This is a genomic window from Halopiger goleimassiliensis, assembly GCF_000455345.1.
GTDB lineage: Archaea > Halobacteriota > Halobacteria > Halobacteriales > Natrialbaceae > Halopiger_A > Halopiger_A goleimassiliensis.
The window spans coordinates 2,704,339-2,724,656 of record NZ_HG315690.1; the positions used below are offsets into that span (position 1 = coordinate 2,704,339).

Here is a 20,318-nt window from a genome sequence, read left to right on the forward strand (position 1 = left end):
GTAGTCGTACTCGACGACGGTCGAGATCTCGCCGCTGGTCATCGGCCCCTCGACGTTCCGACGGAAGTCCGCGCCGTGTTCGGCGATCTCCTCGTGGTACTCGATGACCGGATCCAGGTTCTCGAGGTCGCCGCCGTAGGCGCGGTTGACCGACAGCGCCGACGCCTGGCCGTTGGCCGTGTGCGGCGGGGTAAAGGCCAGGTCCTGGGCGATGTCGGGGTGTTTGAGGTCCTCCCAGGTTTCGGGCGGCTCGAGGCCGCGCTCCTCGTAGACGTCGGTCCGGTAGGTCACCGCGGTGGTCATCTGGCGCGTCGCGGTGACGTGGCCGTTGTCCGTCTTCAGGTCGTCGGGGACGACGTCCCAGTTTTCCGGTTTGTAGTCGGTCGTCAGGTCGTCGTTCATCGCCTCGAGGCCGAACGAGTAGCCGCCGTTGTACGCCGAGTGAGTCGGGTTCCCGGCGTTGGCGCGCATGTCGTCGAGCGCCTCGCCCGAGGAGCCCTGCGCGTCGTACAGCGAGACGCCGTACTCCTCCTCGAAGGCCTCCATCACGGCCCCCCAGTTCGACCAGCCGGTCTGGACGCAGTAGATCTGCAGTTCCTCGGGAAACGCCGACGAACTGACCTCCGTCTCGTACTCGCCGTGACCGACGGTGTAGGTTTCCCCGTCACCACCGCCGAAATCGCTCAGACAGCCAGCGGCCGCGAGCGTTCCCACGGTAGCCCCACTTGCAAGCACCGATCGCCGCGTTCGTCCGGATCCATCGGACATACGAGAGCCAATCCAGAAAACTACCTAATTCGTTGCTATGTTCAGGATATTGAACTATGTACGGATCCGTACCGGAACGGAACCGTCGGTATCGGGTTCGAAGAGCCGTCGATGGCAACGACGAAAAGCAGGAATCGGCGACTAGCCGGTTGGAGCGGTTCGAGGAGCAACTACGGCCAGTGGGAAAGCAATGTCGTCGGTCGACACCCGGCCTCGAGCGTACGCCCCGACGAAGCCACGGGTGATCGGTCCCCGATCAGCCGAGAAACAGGTCGATCATGTCGTTCGTCTTGCCGCCCTTGTACAGTTCCGAGTAGCCACAGTTCGTACAGGAGATGACGCGGAAGCGACGGTTCTGGATGTCGAACATCTTCGAGAGCCCGGTACCGGAGGTGGCGATGTCGTCGACTTCCGTCTCGGTGTGGCCACACTTCGGGCAGCCGCGTTCCCCGTGGCCGTCGTGCTGGTCGTGCATGCGTGATATTTCTGATAGTATAGTAACAAAAACTTTCTGGTGAGCGCCCTAACGTCGCCGTATGGTCATTGGAATCGCCCTCCTGATGGTCCTGTTCGTGCTCGCCCTCTACGCGCTGATCGACGCGGAAACCTCGAGTCCGACCGTCGTCGACCGTGAAACAGCCGAACGGGAGGCCCAGCGACGCGGCGGCCTTCGGGATCGGAAACGAGGGTCTGCTCGATCGAACGACGACTCCCGCGAGTCCGAGCACAGGAACGAGGACCTCGAGTACGGCCACTGGGACGACGACGAGGACGGCCTCGAGTACGGGTCGATCGCCGACGAGTCCGAGCGGGACGGACGGTGACGAGGCACGGCACCGACGCGTCGCCGACGAAAGACGGTGCCCGACCCCGGTCAGCCCTGCCCGACCATCCGGTCCTCGTCCTCCCACTCCTCCTGGCGGAGTTCGTACTTCTGGACCTTCCCCGTCGCCGTCGTCGGCAGGTCCTCGACGAACTCCACCTCGCGGACGGCCTTGTAACTCGCGAGGTTGTCCCGCGTGTAGTCGACGAGTTCGTCGGGCGTCACGCTCGGATGCTCCGGATCGGCGTTCCCTGGGACGACGAACGCTTTCGGCGTCTCGCCCCACTCGTCGCTCGGGGCCGGGATCACGGCCACGTCCGCGACCTCCGGGTGGTCGAACAGCGCGTCCTCGAGTTCGATCGACGAGATGTTCTCGCCGCCGGAGATGATGATGTCCTTCTTGCGGTCCTGGATCGCGATCGTGCCGTTCTCGTCGACGGTCGCGAGGTCTCCCGTGTGGTAGTAGCCCTCGACGCGGTCGGAAAAGGCCTCCTCCGTCTGTTCGGGCTTGTTCCAGTACTTCTCCATGACCTGGTTGCCCCGGACGACGACCTCGCCGATCGTCTCGTCGTCACGGGGGACGTCCTGGCCGTCCTCGTCGACGACCCGAATCTCGGTCCCCAGGTACGACAGTCCCTGGCGTTTCTTGATCGCGAAGCGGTCGTCGCTCTCGTCGTCGAAGTGCCGACGCGCGTCGGAGGTCGTGATCAGCGGCCCCGTCTCCGTCGCGCCGTAGACGTGTTTGAGGTACCAGCCGAACTCGTCCTCGACCGTCCGGATGGTGGCCTCCGGCGGTGCGCTTCCGGCGGTGGCGATGCGGACGTCGTTCTCGCCCGTCGTCTCCGGCTGGTGTTCGGTATAGTAGTCGATCAGCATGTTCAGCACCGTCGGCGCACCGCACATGTAGGAGACGTCCTCCGTCCGCACCGCCTCGAAGATGTCGCCGGCGTCGACCCCGCGCGTACAGACGTGTTTCGCGCCGATCCCCGTCACGGCGTAGATGTGCCCCCAGCCGTTGACGTGGAACATCGGCAGCGTCCAGAGGTAGACGTCGTCGTCGCGGATCTCCTGGTGGGCCGCGACCAGGTAGGCGTGGATCGTCTCCGCGCGGTGGGTCCGACAGACCCCCTTCGGATCGCCCGTCGTCCCCGAGGTGTAGTTGATCGTGACGATCTCGTCCTCGCTCATTGCGGGGCGGTCGTAGTCGGTGCCCGCCTCCTCGAGGACCTCGTCGAACGCCTCCCAGTCGCCTTCCACGGCATCCGTATCGTTCGTGATGAACGTCTCCACCGGCACCTCCTCGCGGATCGGCTCGATCTTGTCGGCGTAGTCGTAGTCCGCGTAGACGGCGTCGACCTCCGCGTCCTCGAGCATGTAGGAGAAATCGTCGGGCGTCAGCCGGTAGTTCAACGGCACGTGGACCGCGCCGGCCTGCATCGCCCCGTAGGCGGCCTCGAGGTGGTAGTGGGTGTTGGGATCCAGCACGGCGACGCGGTCGCCCTTCTCGATCCCCCGCTGCTGGAGCGCGGCCGAGAACCGGTCGGCCCGCTCGGCGAGTTCTCCGTACGTGTACCGCTCGCCCGTCGTCGCGACCACCGCTTCGTCGTCGGCGTAGTGCTTGCGCGCCCGGTCGAGGAAGTCGGTCACGAGCAGTGGGTTGTGCATACGTGGCATACCCCCACGACCGGCGGTAAGTCGGTTTCGGTGGGATCGACGGTGGATAAATGTGGGTGCGAGCGCCGCTGGCCGTCAGTCGGCGACCACGACCAGTTCCGCGTTCGGTTCGGCGTCCACGTACGGGCTGTCCGCCGGCGGTTGAATCTCGACCTCGAGCGTCCCGGTGGCCTGGTCGGGTGCGAGCGAGACGCGATCCTCGAGATCGAGCACCCCCTGGTGGTCCTCGAGATCGTACGACCCGTCGACCGGTCCGTCGGACGACGCGTCCGCGTCGCCGACCTCCACCGCCACGGACTCGTCCAGCGTCGACGTCCCTTCGGTGACGACCACCGTCGCGTCCGGGATCGGATCGCCGTCCTCGTCGCGGACCGAGACGACCACTTCCGCGTCCGCGCCGGTCGCGTCGACCGCGACGGTGGGCTCCGAGAACTCGACGTCGACTTCCATCTCGGGTTCCTCGAGTTCGGCGAGGACGTACCACTCGCCCTCGAGTTCGATCCAGTCCTCGCGTTCGTGGTCGGTGGTCGTCTCGCCGCCCCGATCGACCGTAATCCCGACCTCGAGCCCGACGATCTCCGAGACGGTCGCGTCGACCTGGTCCTCGACGGCCTCGATGTCGACGGTCGGCTCCGTACGCTCGCAGTCAGTCTCGAGCAGATCGAGGGTCGCGAGTTCGTCCTCGGTTGCCGTCCACTCCTCGAGCGCCTCCTCGCGGGTCAGATCGGTATACTCGAGGGGGTGATAGTCGACCGCCGTCTCGAACTCCCCAGCGAAGAGAGCCTCGTAGTAGTCCGTCGCGGCCGTACACGGCGACGCCTCGGCGTCTGCGCCGTCGCCCTCCTCCTCGTCCGTCGCGGCTGACTCGTTGCTCGAGGCGGCATCCGTATCGTCGGTCGAGCCGGCGGTCTCCCCCTCGGCCGGTTCCCCGTCGAGACAGCCGCCGACGGCGACGCTGGCCGAAAGGCCGAGCGTTCCGAGCAGTCGTCGTCGCGTGATATCGTAGTCCATACCCATTGTTTTAACCCAAACTCCTCGTAAACATTTCGGTGTGTTGACTCGTTTCTCCGAGACTGACGGCAGGCAGAGACGACCGGCGTGACGTGGGTGCCCTGGAATCGCCTCGAGAAGGGAGGTACGAGAGCCGGGCTACCGGTCCGGCCAGTCACCAAGCTGCAAGTACCCGTCGAGGAAAGCAGACCACGGCGACCCCTGACGGGTCGGAGACGTGGAGCGCTACCCGGAGGAACGGACGGTCGATGGGACGAACGAATCGGACGAATCGAACTGGCGACGGGGGCGACCTTGGACGAAGCAGCGACCTCGAAACCGAAAACGGCGAACGGCGAAGTCGATCAGTCGGCCTGAACGGCCTCGGCTTGCTCGTCCTCGCGGTAGTGTTCCTCGATGAGTTCCTCGTCGATGCGGTTGAGTTCCTCCTTCGGGAGCATCGAGAGTAGATCCCAGCCGACCTCGAGCGTCTCGTCGATCGAGCGGTTGGTGTCGTACCCCTGCTGGACGAACTCCTCTTCGAAGCGGTCGGCGAAGTCGAGGAACTTGTTGTCCCGCTCGGAGAGGGCTTCGCGACCGACGATGTTCACGAGGTCGCGCAGGTCCTCACCCTCGGCGTAGGCGGCGTACATCTGGTCGGAGACGTCGCCGTGGTCCGCGCGGGTGAGACCCTCGCCGATCCCGTCGTCCATCAGCCGCGACAGACTGGGTAGGACGTTGATCGGCGGCTCGATGCCCTGGCTGTTGAGGTCCCGGTCCATCACGATCTGCCCCTCGGTAATGTAGCCGGTCAGGTCCGGGATCGGATGGGTGTCGTCGTCGCCGGGCATCGTCAGGATCGGGATCTGGGTGACCGATCCTTCCGTGCCTTCGATGCGGCCCGCGCGCTCGTAGAGTTGGGCCAGGTCGGTGTACATGTAGCCGGGGTAGCCACGGCGACCCGGAACCTCCTCGCGTGCGGCACCGATCTCGCGCAGTGCCTCACAGTAGTTGGTCATGTCCGTCAGGATGACCAGGACGTGATACCCCTTCTCGAAGGCCAGGTACTCGGCCGTGGTGAGCGCGAGTCGCGGCGTGACCTGCCGTTCGACTGCGGGGTCGTCCGCGAGGTTCATGAAGACGACCGAGCGCTCGAGCGCGCCGGTGCGCTCGAAGTCGTCCATGAACTCGTTGGCCTCCTCCTGGGTGATCCCCATCGCGCCGAAGATGACGGCGAACTCGGAAGCCTCGCCCTCGCCCTCCTCTTCTTCGGGAACGGTCGCCTGACGGGCGATCTGCAGGGCGAGTTCGTTGTGGGGCAGGCCGGAGCCGGAGAAGATCGGCAGCTTCTGGCCCCGAACCAGCGTGTTCATGCCGTCGATGGCGGAGACGCCGGTCTGGATGAACTCCTCGGGGTACTCCCGGGAGTAGGGGTTGATCGCTTCGCCGACGATGTCCCGCCGTTCCTCGGGGACGATCTCGGGACCGTCGTCGATCGGGTTCCCGGAGCCGTCGAGCACCCGTCCGAGCAGGTCCTCGGTGACGGGCATCTTCATCGTCTCTCCCAGGAAGCGCACGGAGGCGTTGCGGTCGATGCCGCCCGTCCCCTCGAAGACCTGGATCGAGACGATGCCCTCGCTCGACTCCAGCACCTGTCCGCGCAGCGTCTCGCCCTGGGGCGTCTCGATCTCGACGATCTCGTCGTAGCCGACGGGTTCGTCGACCTCGGCGAACACCAGCGGACCGCTGATTTCCGTGATCGTTTGGTACTCTTTCATCGTTAGTAGAGCGCTCGCAGTTGTTCCGTGATGTCTGCTTCGAGTTCGTCGATGAACTCGTCCCACTCCTCGGTGGTGCCCATACGGTTGAGCCGTGGTGCGGCGTCGATGTCCTGGATCTCCTCGACCGGAACGCCGGCGTCGAGCGCGTCGAACGCCTCGTCGTTGAACGTCTTGATCGCCCCGAGCATGCGATAGGTCTTCTCGGGTTCGCAGTAGGTGTCGACGTCGTGCAAGGCGTTCTGCTGGAGCCAGGCCTCACGCAGGTAGCGCGCGACCTCGAGCGTCAGCTGCTGGTCCTCCGGCAGGGCGTCCTTCCCGACGAGCTGGACGATCTCCTGGAGTTCGTCCTCCTCGTCGAGGGTGTCGACGGCCCACTGGCGGATGTCCGACCAGTCGTCCGCGACGTTGTCCTCCCACCAGGGGTCGAGCTGGTCCTTGTACAGCGAGTAGGACTCGTTCCAGTTGATCGAGGGGAAGTGCCGACGCTCCGCGAGGTCGGCGTCCAGCGCCCAGAACGTCTTGACGATACGCAGCGTGTTCTGGGTGACCGGCTCGGAGAAGTCCCCGCCCGGCGGCGAGACCGCGCCGACGACCGAGATCGAGCCTTCGCCGCCGCCCAGCAGCTGGAACTTGCCGGCGCGCTCGTAGAACTCCGAGAGCGCAGCGGCCAGATACGCGGGGTACCCCTCCTCGCCGGGCATCTCCTCGAGTCGGGAGGAGATCTCGCGCATGGCCTCGGCCCACCGGGAGGTGGAGTCGGCCATCAGCGCGACGTCGTACCCCATGTCGCGGTAGTACTCCGCGATCGTGATGCCCGTGTAAATGCAGGATTCGCGGGCCGCGACGGGCATGTTCGACGTGTTGGCGATGAGGCAGGTCCGGGCCATCAGCGGGTTCCCGGTCTGGGGGTCGGGGAGTTCGGGGAAGTCGTCGATGACCTCGGTCATCTCGTTGCCGCGCTCGCCACAGCCGATGTAGACGACGATGTCGGCGTCGGACCACTTGGCGAGTTGCTGCTGGGTGACGGTCTTTCCGGAGCCGAAGGGGCCGGGAATCGCGGCCGTCCCGCCCTTCGCGAGCGGGAACAGGCCGTCCTGGACGCGCTGCCCCGTCACCAGCGGCTCGGTCGGCGTCTCCTTGTCACCGGCGGGGCGGGCCTCGCGGACCGGCCACTCCTGGTGCATCTGGATCTCCTCGCCGTTGTCGAGTTCGGCGACCGTCTCCTCGACGGTGAACTCGCCGCTCTCGATCGAGGTGACTTCGCCGCCCTCGTAGTCCGGCGGCACCATGACCTTGTGGTCGATAGTGACCGTCTCGGGGACGATCCCGACGACGTCACCGGGTTCGACCTCGTCACCCTCCTCGACTTCGGGGGTGAACTCCCAGGTCTCCTCGAGGTCGATCCCCGGCGCGTCGACCCCGCGGTCGAGAAACGCCGACCCCATCTTCTCCTCGAGTTCGTCCAGCGGGCGCTGGACGCCGTCGTAGATGGTGTCCAGCATACCCGGGCCGAGGTCGACGGAGAGGGGCTCGCCCGTGTTCTCGACGGGTTCGCCCGGGCCGACGCCCGAGGTCTCCTCGTAGACCTGAATGGTGGTCAGGTTCCCTTCGATCTCGATGACCTCGCCCATCAGCCCTTCGTCGCCGACGTAGACGACGTCGTTCATCCGGGCGTCGAGGTCCGTGGCGGTCACGACCGGACCGCTCACGCTTTCGATTACACCGTCCTCGTCGACGGTCTCGGTTTGCTCTGCCTGGCTCATAGTTTACTCTTGTTCGTCTTCGTCCATCAGGTCGATACCGATCGCGCGTTTGATCTGCTCGCGCAGGCCGCCGCCACCAGTGCCGCTCCCGATCGTGACGACGACGGGTTCGACGCTCGTCTCGACGTTCTGTCGAACGTTGCGCGACAGGTAGTCGAGGTCGTCGTCGTGCATGACGACGATACCGACGTCGTCGTCGTCCAGGACGTTGGTGACGGCGTCGTCTAAGTCTTCGTCTTTCGACTCGTCCGGAACGTTCTCGAATCGCCGGACGCCGGCGAGTCGAAAGCCGGTCGTGAACTCGGGACTGCCGACGACTGCGATTTCCTGGCTCATAGGATCACCAGCTCCTCCTCGATTTCGTTCTCCGAGAGGCCGACCTCGCGACCGCGCGCGATGGCGCGGATGTTCTCGACCTCCCGTTCCTTCGCGAGGATGTACGACAGCACGGCCGAGACCGACACCGGATAGATGCTCGAGAGCGTGTCCGCGTACTCGAGCAACGCAGCGTCTAGTGCGTGCTCGAACTGGATAAGACTGTCAGCGTCGCGCAGTCGATCGAGCGCTCCGGCGAGCCGGTCGCCGTAGCGCTTGTTCTCCGCGATGTGGTCGACGAGCTCGTCGTAATCCGTCACGAGCCGGTTCAGGTCGGACTCGTCGAACAGCACGCCGCCCTCGATGTAGTAGGTCGCGGGATCGAGATCGGCACCGCTGCGAGCGAGTCGCAGGGCGTTGCGGGCGTTCCGGAAGTCGATCTCCGCCTGCAGGAACTCGACGTACTTCGCCTCCGGCCCCTCCTGGGGGCGGCCGAGGTCGTCCAGCAGGTGCTCGTAGAACTCCCGGTCGAGGGCGTTCTCGAGCGGCACGAGCGTTCCGGTCTCCTCGAACTCCTCGAGGCCCGCCGAGAGGGGCTCGTAGTAGATCGTTCCGTCGAGGATCTCGACCGCGTCCTCGATCGAATCGACCTCGAGCAGCCGGTCGATCGTCCGATCGTCGAGTTCGCCGGCGCGGATCAGGTCGGTCCGGATCTCCTCCGCGGCCGTGTCGGTGTAGATCCCGCGAACGATCGTCTTCAGGTTCCAGACGTCGAACTTCCGGAGGTAGCGGGCGATGAGGTCGTAGAGGTCACCCTCCGCCCACTCGAGGAGATCCTGGAAGTGTTTCGCGAGATTGCGGTTCAGCGTGTACTCGATCAGATCGACTCCCGAAAAGCGTGCCCCGAGTTCGTTGATTTCGCGTTCGTACTCCGATTCTTCCATGAACCGGGCGATACCGCTTGGCCCCATGCGGACCAGCTTGCGGTAGTCCTCGTCGTCGAACAGCTTGGCTCGTCGTGACCGAACGCGAGCGTTGACGTACTCCGTGTTCGAGGCACCGAGACTCATTGTTCGAAGAGTCGGTTGCTGATCGACTGGAGGTTCTCTTCCCAGACGTCCTCGAGCACCGAGTCGAACGTGTTGTTGACTCGGACGCGAGAGCCCTCGCTCTCGACCACGACGCCGCCGAGACAGTCGTACTCGCCGGCGTAAGCGTAGCCGTCGTAGTCGGCGAGGATCGACTCGATCAGCTCCCGGTCGTCTTCACGACCGTAGACGCTGACGTCGTCGCCCTCGTCGAACTCCGTACTCGCGGCCTCGAGCAACTCGCGAGTCAGCTCCTCGCGGGTGTCACCCTCGAGGGCGGCGAGTTCTTCCTCGACGGCCTCGCGAACCTCGGCGAGGACGTCCCGGCGCGCCTCCAGGCGCTTCTGTTTCGCCTCCAGCTTCGCGCTGGAGAGACGCTGTTCGCGCAACTGCTCGATCTCGCGTTCGACCTCCCGCTCGGCCTCGGCGCGGATCTCCTCGGCGTCCTCCTCGGCCGCCGATTCGATCTCCTCGGCACGAGCCTCGGCCTCGGTACGGATTTCCTCCGCACGCGCGTGGGCCTCTTCTCTGATGTCTTCGACGACTGTGTCCAAACTCATTGGTGAAAGAAGGGGGTGTATTACGCGCCGACGATGAAGACGACGACCAGGGCCAGAATCACGAGCGTCTCGGGGAGGACGGTCATGATCAGGCCGGGTACGAACAGGTCGTCGTCCTCGGCGATCGCGCCGATCGCAGCGGCCCCGATACCGCGCTCGGCGTAGCCCGATGCGAGGGCGGCGAGACCGACCGCGAGGGCGGCCGCACCGGCGTCGGTCAGGAAGGGCGATTCTTCGACGGTTCCGTTCTGCAGTAGCGTGTTGACGAGTTCGAGTTCACTCATTGTTAGTAGGCCTCACTGTGGTTTCGATCGTATCCGAACGGTTCGTATTTCTCCCCACCGCCATCATAAAACTTGTTAAAGAATTCGACGTACTCGAGGCGCACAGCCTGTAAGCCGGCGCTTGTCACGCCAAGCGCTAGCACGACGATGTGTCCGATGACGAGAATGACGAGGCCGCCGAGCAACCCGGCGGTCCCCGTGTGCATGAGTCCGTCGAAGATTACGGTGGCACCTTCGCCGTAGTGTTCGGCGACGTAGCTCGGTTCGTGCGTTCGCAGGAAGTGGAACGCGCCGTCGGGGTCCTGGTACGCGCCGAAGAACAGCAGGTTGACCACGAACGCCATCCCGGCCTTCGCGAGCAACACTGCGCCCATTCGGGTGTACGAGAAGACGTTGACGACGACGTCGAGGAACTCCACGGCCTCGACGGGTTCGCTGACGATGAGCAGCACGAGACCGATCAAGAAGACGAGCAGCGGCACGGTGATCAGGGAGCCGCCAATCATCGGAATGACCTCCGGGATCGTGAACAGCCCCATCTCCGGGAAGCCGGCGAACCCGATCGGGAACGGGCCGTCGCTCGAGAACGTGTTGAACAGGAACTCGGGCTTCGTCCCTCGTCCGTGGACCGAGAAGATCCAGACCCAGATGCCGTTGAGCATCAGGAGCCACGGGCCGGTGTGCATGACGGCGTCTTTGACGCCGTGGCTGAGGTTCTCGTAGAAGTCCAGGATGTACCCGATGTTGAGGTGGACGATGCCGGCGAGCACGCTCACGACCATCCAGCCGAGCGCGAACTCGCCCGCAGCCGGCTCGAGACCCTTGTTCAGGGGTAGCAGCTCCACGTCCAGCAGGTCGTGGAACAGCACCTCGCCGAGGACGTGTAGTCCGAAGATCTCGCCGTAGATGATCCCGAACAGGATCGTGAAGACGCCGGCCCAGATGGCGACGCCGCCGAGGCTGGTGATGCCCTTGCTGTCGAACTGGGTGGCCATGTACGCGCCGATGGCGACGTACAGGATCCCGTAGCCGACGTCCCCGATCATGAAGCCGAAGAACGCGGGGAACGTCAGGAACAGGAAGATCGTCGGATCGAGTTCGCTGTACTTGGGACGGTTGACCGCCTGTACCAGGACTTCGAACGGCTTCGCGGCGCTCGGATTGTCCTGGATCGTCGGCGGTTCGTCGCCCATCGTGACCGCGGAGCCGCCGTCGGTGACGGCCTTCTGGGGCTCCTCGTCGGCCTCGGCGCTCGGCTCGTCTTCTTCCTCGGCCGCGGACGGGGCACCCTTCTGGATCTCCTCCGTATGAGAGTGGGCTCCGTGACGGTCGTAGTCGGCGCGCTCTAACTCCTCGATCTCGACGCTGTCACCGACCGCGTCGCGCAACGCGTTGACCAGCCGATCGTACTCCGCGGTCGGGATCCACCCCTCCGCGACGAACGCGCGGTCGGTCGTCGCGAACTGCAGCGGCGCTTCCGCCCGCTGGACCTCGACGGTCAACTCCTCCTCGAGAGCCAGCAGGAACGCACCGTGTTCGCGTTCGATCGACTCGAGTTCGGCGTCGATCTCGTCGATCTCGGACTCGAGCTCGGCCTTCCGCGACTCGAGTTCGTCGACGTACGCCGCCGGGCTCTTCTCGGTGTCGGGCACCTCGTAGCGGGTGAACTCGACGCCGACGAGCGCGTCGTCGATCGGGTTCTCGACGCCCTCGGCGGGTGCGGCGACGATCGCGATGACGTCGCCGCCCGTGAACGTGTCGAACGCACGAACGTCGTCGGACGCGGCTAACGCACCCTCGATCGCCTCGATCGGCCCGTCGCCGACGAGGACGTCGACCGTCTCGTAGCCCGACAGGAGATCGAGGTCGATCCCTAGCTCCGCGAAGGGAGCGACGCGGTCGATCCGATCGTCGATCTGCCGACGCTCGTCCTGCAGTTCGCTACGACGGTCGTCGAGGTCGTTGACGCGAGTGCGGACTTCTTCGAGCCGATCCTCCCAGTCGTCCTCGAGCCGGTCCGCCTGGGCCGTCCCCTCGGATAGTTCGAGCGTGCTCTCGAGGGCGCGGACGGTCACCAGCTTCTCGGAGGCGTCGTCGGCCCCCTCGATCGGGTTCCCGTTGTCGAACCCCTCCCAGGAGCCGTCGTAGTCCGAGAGGTGGACCAGGTTCAGCTCGTGGATCGTCTCGATGACCGTGGGCATGACGCCCTTGGAGCCGGTCACCGAGACTTTGCTCATGCGCTCAGGTCTGAGCATGGACGTCCTCCTGGAACAGTTCGACGACGTGGTCGGTCACTTCGTCGACCCGGTCCCGGGCGCGCTCGGCGAGTTCCTCGCGTTCGGCCTCGCCCTCCTCGAGGACGCGTTCACACTCCGCGTCGATTTCCTCGCGCGCCGCTTCGAGACGCTGTTCTTTGAGATCGGTGGCCTCCTGTTGCGCGTCCGTGCGGATCTCCTCGGCGCGTTCCCGTGCCTCGGCGATTCGCTCGTCGCGGTCCTGTTTGGCCTCTGCGACGATCTCGTCGGCCGCTTCCTCCGCCGACTGTATTCGTTCTAGAACCTCTGGCCTCGGCATACTCTAAGCACTCGAACGGTTGTGAAAGCGCGTATATGGTAGTTGCGAAAGTGATCCGGACGGGTCGGCGTCATCGCCCCGGTAGTGGCCGATTACGATCCCTCAGCGACGGACCGTATGCGAACGATCGGAACAGTAGACATATCTCTCTCGAGGCAACAGTTCCGCCAATGGGAATTCTCGAGAACAAGGCCCGCGCACGGCTGTTTTATAAGTACCTCTCGACGGTCTACGACCGGGTGAACCCCTTCGTCTGGACCGAGGAGATGCGCGCCGACGCCCTCGAGTTGCTCGACCTCGAGCCCGGGATGACCGTCCTCGACGTCGGCTGTGGCACCGGGTTCGCCACCGAGGGCCTGCTCGAGTACGTCGACGAGGTCTACGCCCTCGACCAGAGCGAACACCAGCTCGAGCAGGCGTACGCGAAGTTCGGCAAACGCGCTCCGCCGGTCCACTTCCACCGCGGCGACGCCGAGCGGCTCCCGTTCGCGACCGACAGCTTCGACGTCGTCTGGTCCTCCGGCTCGATCGAGTACTGGCCGAACCCGATTCTCGCGCTCCGGGAGTTTCGACGCGTCCTCAAACCGGGTGGACAGGTGCTGGTCGTCGGTCCGAACTACCCGGACAACGTGCTCGCGCAGTATCTGGCCGACTCGATAATGCTGTTTTACGACGAGTACGAGGCCGACCGGATGTTCAAACGGGCCGGCTTCGAGGACGTCAAACACGCCTTTATGGGGCCCGACTACGATCCCGACGTCGCGATCACGACGATCGGCCGCGCGCCACGATAACCGCCTAGCTGGCCGTGGTCTCGAGGGTGGCCACCGGCCGACCGTCGGAACTGAGTATCACCGTTACCGTATCGCCCGACTCGGGCACTGGATCGTTCGTTCTCGCGACCGTAAGGTGCACCCGTTCGCCGGGACGCCACTGTGGCGCAGCTTCGCCGTTGAACGCACCGCCTGGCGCGCCGTCGAAGCCGTCCGCGCCGACGAACGGGACCGGCGGTTGCGACGACAGCGCGGTCCCGTCCACCCTGATCGCCACCGACAGATCGCGCACGTCGACGGCATCGCCCGCGACGTGTTCGATCGTGATCTCCCCGGTGTCCCCGTCCGCTTCGAGTTCGAACGCCGCCGTCGGTGGTGTCGACCCGGGCGACATCGACGCTACCCCCATCGCGAGGACGCCCGCCAGACAGACGGTGATCGCGAGCAACGCCACGACGCCGATCACGGGACTGATGGCACGGTCCGGGGCGTGTTCGACGCTGCGTTCCGGGGGTCGCACACGCCACGCTGGCCGGGTGATCCGATATAAAGGTCAGCCCGAAGCCGAAACGGGGTCGTCAGCTACCGGCCGTGACGGTCGTGTTGATGCTCCCCGTGTCGGTTTCGACGGTCAGTTCGAACTCGTCGGACGGCGGGACGATCCAGAGCGTCCCGTCCTCGTCGGTCACCCCTCGTTCCGATCCATCGACGATGATCGTCGCCTCCACGGGGTCGTCCGTCTCCGCGTCGGTAACGTTCAGTTCGACCGGTCCGTTCACCGGCGTCGTACTCGTTTCGAGCACGAGGCCGTCTGCGATCATCTGGTGACGGTCCTGGATCGGCAACGTATCGATCGACAGCTCCTGTAGTTCACGGTAGACCTCTCCGGAGCCTCCGTCGAAGTACAGCCGGAGTTCGAAGTGATCGCCGGTGAACCCGACGTCGTAGATTTTCCCGGCGGCGCGGAAGTCGGTCGACCCCTCCTCGGCTCCCCACGGGTACAGTTCGCTGGCGTAGTCGTTCGCGGTCTGCCCGACCGAGCCGTCGAACTGGTCCGGTGCGTCGGGATCGCGGTTGTCGAACCGCGTCGTCTCCGAGAGATACGTCGAGCCGTCGATCGCCGAGAGGCGATAGCTCTCCTCGCTCGTCTGGATCAGGAACTCGAACGAGTCGGGCGTCTCGAACCGTTGGCTGGTCGCTGCGAGTTGTGACTGCAGCGGAGAGCGGTGAATCTCCAGCGCCCGTTTGTTCTCTCGGACTTGATCGCGACCGAGCGAGTAGCCGGGTACTTCGTCAGCACGCTCCTCGAGTCCGCTCATCACGTCGAGCAGGGCCGTCGCCTCGTGGTAGTTCCGCAACAGCGTCTGGGTCAGTTCGGTATCGGACCGGACACCGGTTGCGTGTTCGCGAACGGCCGTCCGCTCGCGTTCCCTGAGGTCGTCGATGGCCTCGATGAGGTGCTCGTGTGCCGTCTCGAGCATCGCTTCTCGTTCGTCGTCGCTCGCTCGTTCGAACTCGCTATCGACCAGGACGTACTGATCGTGGTCGACCCGGAGTTCGTCGTCGACCGACGCGAGCGTGATCCCGAGGTCGGGACCGTACTCCGAATACTCGCTTCCCGGCTCACCGGACAACGGCAATCGATTGGTCGTGTTCTCGGCGTGGACGGGCGTGTCCTGGGAGGTGGAACCGTCCTGGATGGAGGGGATCGCATCGTTCTCGACTCCGACGTCGGCCGCAACGAGCGCCGTTGCAGGCAACGAGAGGACGAGAAGCAACGCGAGGAGGGACGGCGTCGCGCTCTTCATCGTCGCTCCGTACGGCCTCCTGATATAAAAGCTGGTCGCACCAGTAGTACCGACCGCTCGAATCCCACAGTTCTGGGCCGAACGTGGCCGTCAACGGCGTTTTATTTCCGGATGGAAAGTGTTTTTTCCTCCCGGAATCCACCCGTGGGTAGGCATGCGGTTATCCACCGCCGTTACATTCGCCCTGATAGCCCTCCTCGTTGCGTCCCTCCCGGGGGTGGTGGCCGCCGCACCGTTAGCGACCCCCCTCGAGGCCGGGTCGGCGGCGACCGATCGCGCCCTCCCGACCCACGACGGCCACCAGTTCGCTCTCCAGTCCGACGCCGACGCGCCGGCGTCCCCGCTCGAGCAGACGGCGAACGACACGCTCGAGCCTGCGGATCCGAGACAGACGACCAGGCTCAACGTCACGGATACTGGCGACACCGAGTGGACGATAGAGATGCGGTTTCTCGTCACGAACGACGAGGACGAACGACGGTTTTACGAGTACGCCGAGGCGGTCGTCGCGGGCGATCGCGACATCGACCTCGACAGTCAGACGTTCGCACCGGTCGTCGAACTCGCTTCCGCGGCGACCGGTCGCGAGATGCGGATCGAACGTCCCGGCTGGGACGACCCCCATCTCGAAGCCCCCGACGAAGATGCGGAGCTGGCGGACGGAACGCGAATCGGCGTCGTCTCCTACACCTTTACCTGGACGAACTTCGCGACCGTCCAGGACGACGAAATCCACTTCGGCGACGCGTTTCAGACCCCCGAAGGCGAGGGGACGTGGTTCCAGACGCTCGAGTCCCACCACCGACTCGAGATCGACTCACCGGCGGGCTACGCACTCGCTCCGGAGACCCCCTCGCCGCTGTCGTGGGACGGCCCACACGAGTTCACCGCAGACGAGTTCCGGATCGTCTTCGTTCGCGGCGGGGGATCGACGACCTTCGGCTCCTGGTGGATCGTCGCCGGTATCACCGGGCTGATCCTCGGTGCCGGCGGCTACGTCTCCTACCGGTACATCCGCGAGGTGTACGGGTTCGGCCTCCCCATCGTGATCGGGACGGACGACGCGTCGACCACGGACGAAGCGACTGAACCGAACGATACCGGCGCGACGACGGCCCAGTCGTCTCCGGCTCCCGACCAGGAGGCCGCCGGCGACTCGGGAACCAGCGTCAGCTACGAGGAGGAAACGGAGGACGACATCGATCCGGAACTGTTGAGCGACGAAGAACGCGTGTTGCGCCTGCTCAGACGGAACGGCGGTCGGATGAAACAGGCGAACATCGTCTCCGAGACCGGCTGGTCGAACGCCAAGGTCTCACAACTGCTCTCGCAAATGGACGACGACGACGAGATCGAAAAACTCCGCATCGGCCGCGAGAACCTCATCACGCTCCCGGAAGTCGATCCGACGGAACTCGACTGACCGCCTCCGTTCGCTTCCGATCTCGAGATCGCGTCTCGGTTCCTATCGTTCCACCACCCGTCGGGCTGGGACGTCGGTTGCCACCCCAGTCAGTGCGAAGCAGGGTCGGGCGTTAAGTGGTTATCCGTGGCACCTCGAGGCATGTACGCGGTATCCGTCTCGCGTTCGTTCGTCGCCCAGCACTCGCTGACGGTGCCCGACGCCGGCCCCGACGGCACGGTCCACTCCCACCACTACACGGTCGAGGCGACGGTTCGCGGCCCCGAACTCGACGCGTACGGCTACCTCGTCGACGTCGGCGCGCTGACCGACGCGCTGGACACCGTCGTCGAGACCGTCCGCGACCGGACGCTCAACGAACTGCCCGCACTCGAGGGACAGAACCCGAGCCCCGAACGGTTCGCCCGGCTACTCGGCACGCGACTCTGCGAGGAACTGACACCCGAACCGGCGACCGAACTCGAGATCCGCTTGCAGGAGGACGACGCCGTCACCGTCGCTCACGAGCGAGCACTCTGAGTCCACTGGCGCGACGCGGAACGACAGACGGCGAGTCGCCAGCCACGAAACGACCGATCGACGAGCGGTGCCGAACCGCGCCGTCCCGACGGTTTCAGGACGCGAGTACCACCTACTTCGACAGGGCGCGCTCGACGGCCTCGGCGACGGATCTGGCCTTCGCTGCCAGTTCCTCGCTCACCAGGCCGTCTTCGACGGCGGCCTCGAGTTCGTCGGCGTCAACGACGTCGACGCTGCCGTCCGGCGTGCGGATCACGTCCACGTAGAGGTCGACGTACCGGACGGTATCGGGGAACAACTCGACGGGTGTACAGACGTTGACGTAGGTCCCCTTGCTCGAGCCGTCGGCGGCTCTGTAGGTCGTCGGATACCACCACCGGCCCTCGCGGAACTTCGTGACGGCGACGTCGCCCTCCGCCTTCGGCGTGCCGAGCGCGTCGTAGGTGCCGCCGCCGCCCATCGTGCGCTCGAGGGTGAGCGAGCCGTCGGCGTCCCAGTCGGTGACCTCGCCGTAGCCCAGCGAGAGCCGCCGGCCGTCGGGCTTGCCGTGACCGATCTCGAGGCGGTCGCCCTCGCTCGGGCCGAACTGCCGGCCGACGGCTGCGAACGGGAACTCCCCGCCCTCCGCGGGCGACTCGCAGACGGCCTCGACGAAGTCGACGGCACCGCTGGCGGCCCGGTCGGCGGCCTTGATCCGGTGGTGGCCGGCCATCGTCGTCTCGACGTCGCGACGGATCGCGTCGAGTTCGAACCGCGACTCGCGGCCGAACCAGAGCCAGTCCGTTCGTTGCGGCGCTGCAAGCACGCCGGGATCGGACGGCTCGTCCGGTTCGTCGGCGAGGGCCGCCTCGAGTGCCGCCGCACGCTCCGCTGCGCGCTCGAGGGCGGCCGTCATCGCCTCGAGGTCCGCGTCGGTCGCGGACCGGTGCCAGCGCAGTCCCCACCCCTCCGGACGGTCGGCCGACAGCAGGTCGGTCATCCCGACGAGTTCCTCCGCCGCCTCGCCGCTGGCGTCGGCGGAGACGCCGGTCCGGCCCCGCGAGAGCGTACAGAGGCCGTCGGCGACCTCGAGCGTCGGACGCACCCGCGGGCGATCGTCGTCCCACGGCGGCGTCGGCTCCTGTACCTGCACCCGGTAGCGGTTCCCCGCGTCGACGTAGCCGTCGACGTCGTCGTACTTGAGGTAGCCCCGGCGACCGTCGCCGAGGTCGACGACCGCACCGCCACCGCCGTCGGCCTCGAGCACCTCGGCGTCGAAGACGGCTCCGCGGGCGGCGTCACCGCGCCAGTGGAAGGTATCGATCGCGAGGTCGGCGAGGTCGCTCACGACCGTCTCGACCCCCTCGGGGTCGCCCGAGACCTCGAGCCCCTGCCTGTCGCGGGTCGTCCAGACGGCCACGTCGGCCGGCGTCGCCTCGAAGGCCCCGTCGAACCGCGCCCGGATCGGCTCCGAGGCCTGGACGACCTCGAGGCCGTGCTCGGTCAGCAGTTGCGTGACGGCCGTCGCGTAGATACCGCGAACGCGGACGGTCGTCATCGTCGCCCCTCCGTTCGCCGCTGTAGTTCCGCCTGCACGTTCATCACCGTAGCGTCTCGCGGTCGGGCGCGAACCGCACCCGGTCGTGGATCGTCGGTCCGAGCGTCAGTTCCACGTGATCGTCCTCGAGGATCCGGCCGTCCTCGACGTAGACGCCCCAGCTATCGAAGCGCAGCCAGCCCCGCATCTCGTCGGCGTGGGTCGTCAGGTCCAGGTAGTCGACCGTGTGTTCGGGGTAATCGGCGCTCGAGTGTGCCATGTCCATGTCGGAGTAGACCGTCTCGTGGGCGTCGAAAAACGCCTCGAGAGCCGCGGCGTCGGCCTCGACGGCCTCGACGACCGCCTCGGAGGCGGCCCGGAGGTCCTCGGTCTCGAGGCCGACCTCCCGCAGCGCCCGCTGCGTTCGCTGATCGAAGTGCATGTCCGGCCGTTCGGGTGGCCCACCTTTGAGAATTGTGAGTTTTCCCTGCCGGACTCGAGGGACGACCCGCCCTCGCGCCGGCCCCGAAGACTCGAGTACAGAATCAATATCATACTAGGAGAGCGGCCACGAACGCTTACCGGATCGGACGATGACGGGCCGGTATGCAGCGCAGGCGTGACCCGGTCGAGCGGGCCGACGACGAGTCTCGAGACCTCTACGAGGTGTCGACGTGGGAGCCGCGGACGGCGGTCGATCGGCTCTCGTACCTGATCTACGCCGCCATCAACTACGGGCTCCACGCGATCGTCCTCGCGGTCGCGCTGGGGATCACGCTGGTCATCCTCGTCCAACCGGCGGTCCTGTTGCTCGCGGAGCCGTGGCTCGGCGTCTTCTTCGCGCTGTCGGTCGTGCCGGCGGCGTTGCTCGCCGCGTTCATCTGGTATACGGACGTGACCTCGTCCGAACCGCTCGGGCTGGTCGTCGCGACGTTCGTCCTCGCGATCCTGTTCGCGACGTTCGCGGCGGTCGTCAACACTGCGATGCAGCCGTACCTCGAGGCGATTCCGCTGGTCGGCACCGTCCTCTTTTTCGTCCTGATCGTCGGCCCGATCGAGGAGTCGGTCAAACTACTGGCCGTTCGGATCTTCGCCTACCGGAGCGACACGTTCGACGCGGTGATCGACGGCGCGGTCTACGGCGCTATCGCGGGGCTGGGATTCGCCGCCTTCGAGAACGCGCTCTACATCACGAACCACGTCCTCCAGTCTCAGACCGGCCTCGTGACCGCCGCGACGGGGATCGCGACCGTTCGTGCGCTCGTCGGCCCGGGCCACGTCATCTTCTCGGCTATCGCGGGCTACTACCTCGGCCTCGCGAAGTTCAACGGCGAACACGCCGGTCCGCTCGTCGTCAAGGGGCTGTTGATCGCCGCGCTCGTCCACGCAACCTACAACTCGCTTGCCGGGTTCCTTCCCTCGCTCGTCGCGACGGTCTCGCCGGTCACGTTCGGGGTGGCACAGGTGAGCTACGTGGCCCTGTTCAACGTCGCCATCGGTGCCTTCCTCTACCGGAAACTCGACCGCTACCGTCGGACCTACCGGTCCGTTCGGGACGACGTCGCGGACACGAGCCGATCGGAACTGACCGAGTTCGAACCACCCCAGCGGTAATCGCCACCCACGACGGGGCATCGACGCAACTCGAGGACGGTCCCC

At 65.8% G+C, this 20,318-nt stretch carries 21 protein-coding genes; 5 read left to right on the top strand and 16 right to left on the bottom strand.

Going from position 1 to position 20,318, the window contains the following annotated elements; translation table 11 throughout:
* Together TX79_RS19890 and TX79_RS13270 are read right to left on the bottom strand one after the other, a co-directional pair.
* On the bottom strand, positions 1–768 hold a 768-nt coding region (locus TX79_RS19890), incomplete at its 3' end, for an extracellular solute-binding protein (protein WP_230198578.1).
* A 256-nt stretch (positions 769–1,024) separates the two neighbouring features.
* Positions 1,025–1,243, bottom strand: coding sequence for a zinc ribbon domain-containing protein (locus tag TX79_RS13270; RefSeq protein WP_049927916.1), 219 nt, complete (start codon positions 1,241–1,243; stop codon positions 1,025–1,027).
* Between the two features lie 61 nt (positions 1,244–1,304).
* On the opposite strand from TX79_RS13270, the gene TX79_RS13275 reads away from it, so the two are divergent.
* On the top strand, positions 1,305–1,592 hold the full coding sequence (locus TX79_RS13275) for a hypothetical protein (protein WP_049927917.1): 288 nt from the start codon (positions 1,305–1,307) through the stop codon (positions 1,590–1,592).
* Between the two features lie 50 nt (positions 1,593–1,642).
* On the opposite strand, the gene TX79_RS13280 is transcribed toward TX79_RS13275, so the two are convergent.
* The 10 genes from TX79_RS13280 to ahaH form a co-directional block, all read right to left on the bottom strand.
* Entirely contained in the window at positions 1,643–3,256 is a 1,614-nt protein-coding gene (locus TX79_RS13280; RefSeq protein WP_049927918.1) for a long-chain-fatty-acid--CoA ligase, read from the bottom strand.
* A gap of 84 nt (positions 3,257–3,340) precedes the next feature.
* The gene (locus TX79_RS13285) at positions 3,341–4,276 is read right to left on the bottom strand and encodes a hypothetical protein (protein WP_049927919.1); all 936 of its coding nucleotides are present in this window, start codon (positions 4,274–4,276) and stop codon (positions 3,341–3,343) included.
* A 344-nt stretch (positions 4,277–4,620) separates the two neighbouring features.
* Positions 4,621–6,033, bottom strand: a complete 1,413-nt coding sequence (locus TX79_RS13290; protein WP_049927920.1) for an ATP synthase subunit B — start codon at positions 6,031–6,033, stop codon at positions 4,621–4,623.
* A gap of 2 nt (positions 6,034–6,035) precedes the next feature.
* Positions 6,036–7,799: an ATP synthase subunit A gene (locus TX79_RS13295; RefSeq protein ID WP_049927921.1), complete on the bottom strand. Its 1,764-nt coding sequence runs from the start codon at positions 7,797–7,799 to the stop codon at positions 6,036–6,038.
* Positions 7,800–7,802: 3 nt separating this feature from the next.
* Positions 7,803–8,135 carry a V-type ATP synthase subunit F gene (locus TX79_RS13300; RefSeq protein WP_049927922.1) on the bottom strand — a complete coding sequence of 111 codons (333 nt, stop codon included), beginning with the start codon at positions 8,133–8,135 and terminating at the stop codon, positions 7,803–7,805.
* Positions 8,132–9,184: a V-type ATP synthase subunit C gene (locus TX79_RS13305; RefSeq protein ID WP_049927923.1), complete on the bottom strand. Its 1,053-nt coding sequence runs from the start codon at positions 9,182–9,184 to the stop codon at positions 8,132–8,134. Before TX79_RS13305 ends, TX79_RS13300 begins: the two co-directional genes overlap by 4 nt.
* Complete coding sequence (locus TX79_RS13310; RefSeq protein WP_049927924.1) at positions 9,181–9,762, bottom strand: V-type ATP synthase subunit E; 582 nt, start codon at positions 9,760–9,762, stop codon at positions 9,181–9,183. The genes TX79_RS13305 and TX79_RS13310 overlap by 4 nt, the downstream gene beginning before the upstream one ends.
* A 20-nt stretch (positions 9,763–9,782) precedes the next feature.
* The gene (locus tag TX79_RS13315) at positions 9,783–10,046 is read right to left on the bottom strand and encodes an ATP synthase subunit K (protein ID WP_049927925.1); all 264 of its coding nucleotides are present in this window, start codon (positions 10,044–10,046) and stop codon (positions 9,783–9,785) included.
* Positions 10,047–10,048: 2 nt separating this feature from the next.
* Positions 10,049–12,301 (bottom strand): V-type ATP synthase subunit I, encoded by a 2,253-nt coding sequence (locus TX79_RS13320; protein WP_049927926.1) that lies wholly within the window; start codon positions 12,299–12,301, stop codon positions 10,049–10,051.
* Positions 12,288–12,620 (bottom strand): ATP synthase archaeal subunit H, encoded by a 333-nt coding sequence (ahaH, locus tag TX79_RS13325; protein ID WP_049927927.1) that lies wholly within the window; start codon positions 12,618–12,620, stop codon positions 12,288–12,290. Before ahaH ends, TX79_RS13320 begins: the two co-directional genes overlap by 14 nt.
* 170 nt (positions 12,621–12,790) lie before the next feature.
* On the opposite strand from ahaH, the gene TX79_RS13330 reads away from it, so the two are divergent.
* A complete protein-coding gene (locus TX79_RS13330; protein ID WP_049927928.1) occupies positions 12,791–13,414 on the top strand; it encodes a methyltransferase domain-containing protein in 624 nt (207 codons plus the stop codon).
* A 4-nt stretch (positions 13,415–13,418) separates the two neighbouring features.
* Here TX79_RS13330 and TX79_RS13335 read toward each other — a convergent pair whose 3' ends face one another.
* Both TX79_RS13335 and TX79_RS13340 read right to left on the bottom strand, forming a co-directional pair.
* Positions 13,419–13,913 carry a type IV pilin gene (locus TX79_RS13335; RefSeq protein ID WP_049927929.1) on the bottom strand — a complete coding sequence of 165 codons (495 nt, stop codon included), beginning with the start codon at positions 13,911–13,913 and terminating at the stop codon, positions 13,419–13,421.
* A gap of 58 nt (positions 13,914–13,971) precedes the next feature.
* On the bottom strand, positions 13,972–15,201 hold the full coding sequence (locus TX79_RS13340; protein WP_049927930.1) for a DUF7096 domain-containing protein: 1,230 nt from the start codon (positions 15,199–15,201) through the stop codon (positions 13,972–13,974).
* A gap of 154 nt (positions 15,202–15,355) precedes the next feature.
* On the opposite strand from TX79_RS13340, the gene TX79_RS13345 reads away from it, so the two are divergent.
* Together TX79_RS13345 and TX79_RS13350 are read left to right on the top strand one after the other, a co-directional pair.
* Positions 15,356–16,624 (top strand): helix-turn-helix transcriptional regulator, encoded by a 1,269-nt coding sequence (locus tag TX79_RS13345; RefSeq protein WP_081655566.1) that lies wholly within the window; start codon positions 15,356–15,358, stop codon positions 16,622–16,624.
* A 141-nt stretch (positions 16,625–16,765) separates the two neighbouring features.
* The gene (locus tag TX79_RS13350) at positions 16,766–17,143 is read left to right on the top strand and encodes a 6-pyruvoyl trahydropterin synthase family protein (protein WP_049927932.1); all 378 of its coding nucleotides are present in this window, start codon (positions 16,766–16,768) and stop codon (positions 17,141–17,143) included.
* A 112-nt stretch (positions 17,144–17,255) separates the two neighbouring features.
* Here TX79_RS13350 and TX79_RS13355 read toward each other — a convergent pair whose 3' ends face one another.
* Entirely contained in the window at positions 17,256–18,680 is a 1,425-nt protein-coding gene (locus TX79_RS13355) for a DUF402 domain-containing protein (protein WP_049927933.1), read from the bottom strand.
* Positions 18,681–18,723: 43 nt separating this feature from the next.
* Positions 18,724–19,101: a DUF7532 family protein gene (locus TX79_RS13360; RefSeq protein ID WP_049927934.1), complete on the bottom strand. Its 378-nt coding sequence runs from the start codon at positions 19,099–19,101 to the stop codon at positions 18,724–18,726.
* Positions 19,102–19,265: 164 nt separating this feature from the next.
* Between TX79_RS13360 and TX79_RS13365 the strand changes: the two genes are divergently transcribed.
* The gene (locus TX79_RS13365) at positions 19,266–20,273 is read left to right on the top strand and encodes a PrsW family intramembrane metalloprotease (RefSeq protein ID WP_049927935.1); all 1,008 of its coding nucleotides are present in this window, start codon (positions 19,266–19,268) and stop codon (positions 20,271–20,273) included.
* The last annotated feature ends 45 nt before the right edge of the window (positions 20,274–20,318 follow it).

Excerpts from the sequence above, each read along its gene's own strand:
- TX79_RS13280 (WP_049927918.1), bottom strand. The coding sequence starts at position 3,256 with ATGCACAACCCACTGCTCGTGACCGACTTCCTCGACCGGGCGCGCAAG.
- TX79_RS13270 (WP_049927916.1), bottom strand. The coding sequence starts at position 1,243 with ATGCACGACCAGCACGACGGCCACGGGGAACGCGGCTGCCCGAAGTGT.
- TX79_RS13310 (WP_049927924.1), bottom strand. The coding sequence starts at position 9,762 with ATGAGTTTGGACACAGTCGTCGAAGACATCAGAGAAGAGGCCCACGCG.
- TX79_RS13320 (WP_049927926.1), bottom strand. The coding sequence starts at position 12,301 with ATGCTCAGACCTGAGCGCATGAGCAAAGTCTCGGTGACCGGCTCCAAG.
- TX79_RS13295 (WP_049927921.1), bottom strand. The coding sequence starts at position 7,799 with ATGAGCCAGGCAGAGCAAACCGAGACCGTCGACGAGGACGGTGTAATC.
- TX79_RS13285 (WP_049927919.1), bottom strand. The coding sequence starts at position 4,276 with ATGGACTACGATATCACGCGACGACGACTGCTCGGAACGCTCGGCCTT.
- TX79_RS13305 (WP_049927923.1), bottom strand. The coding sequence starts at position 9,184 with ATGAGTCTCGGTGCCTCGAACACGGAGTACGTCAACGCTCGCGTTCGG.
- TX79_RS13300 (WP_049927922.1), bottom strand. The coding sequence starts at position 8,135 with ATGAGCCAGGAAATCGCAGTCGTCGGCAGTCCCGAGTTCACGACCGGC.
- TX79_RS13330 (WP_049927928.1), top strand. The coding sequence starts at position 12,791 with ATGGGAATTCTCGAGAACAAGGCCCGCGCACGGCTGTTTTATAAGTAC.
- TX79_RS13360 (WP_049927934.1), bottom strand. The coding sequence starts at position 19,101 with ATGCACTTCGATCAGCGAACGCAGCGGGCGCTGCGGGAGGTCGGCCTC.
- TX79_RS13275 (WP_049927917.1), top strand. The coding sequence starts at position 1,305 with ATGGTCATTGGAATCGCCCTCCTGATGGTCCTGTTCGTGCTCGCCCTC.
- TX79_RS13355 (WP_049927933.1), bottom strand. The coding sequence starts at position 18,680 with ATGACGACCGTCCGCGTTCGCGGTATCTACGCGACGGCCGTCACGCAA.
- ahaH (WP_049927927.1), bottom strand. The coding sequence starts at position 12,620 with ATGCCGAGGCCAGAGGTTCTAGAACGAATACAGTCGGCGGAGGAAGCG.
- TX79_RS13290 (WP_049927920.1), bottom strand. The coding sequence starts at position 6,033 with ATGAAAGAGTACCAAACGATCACGGAAATCAGCGGTCCGCTGGTGTTC.
- TX79_RS13315 (WP_049927925.1), bottom strand. The coding sequence starts at position 10,046 with ATGAGTGAACTCGAACTCGTCAACACGCTACTGCAGAACGGAACCGTC.
- TX79_RS13350 (WP_049927932.1), top strand. The coding sequence starts at position 16,766 with ATGTACGCGGTATCCGTCTCGCGTTCGTTCGTCGCCCAGCACTCGCTG.
- TX79_RS13345 (WP_081655566.1), top strand. The coding sequence starts at position 15,356 with ATGCGGTTATCCACCGCCGTTACATTCGCCCTGATAGCCCTCCTCGTT.
- TX79_RS13340 (WP_049927930.1), bottom strand. The coding sequence starts at position 15,201 with ATGAAGAGCGCGACGCCGTCCCTCCTCGCGTTGCTTCTCGTCCTCTCG.
- TX79_RS13365 (WP_049927935.1), top strand. The coding sequence starts at position 19,266 with ATGCAGCGCAGGCGTGACCCGGTCGAGCGGGCCGACGACGAGTCTCGA.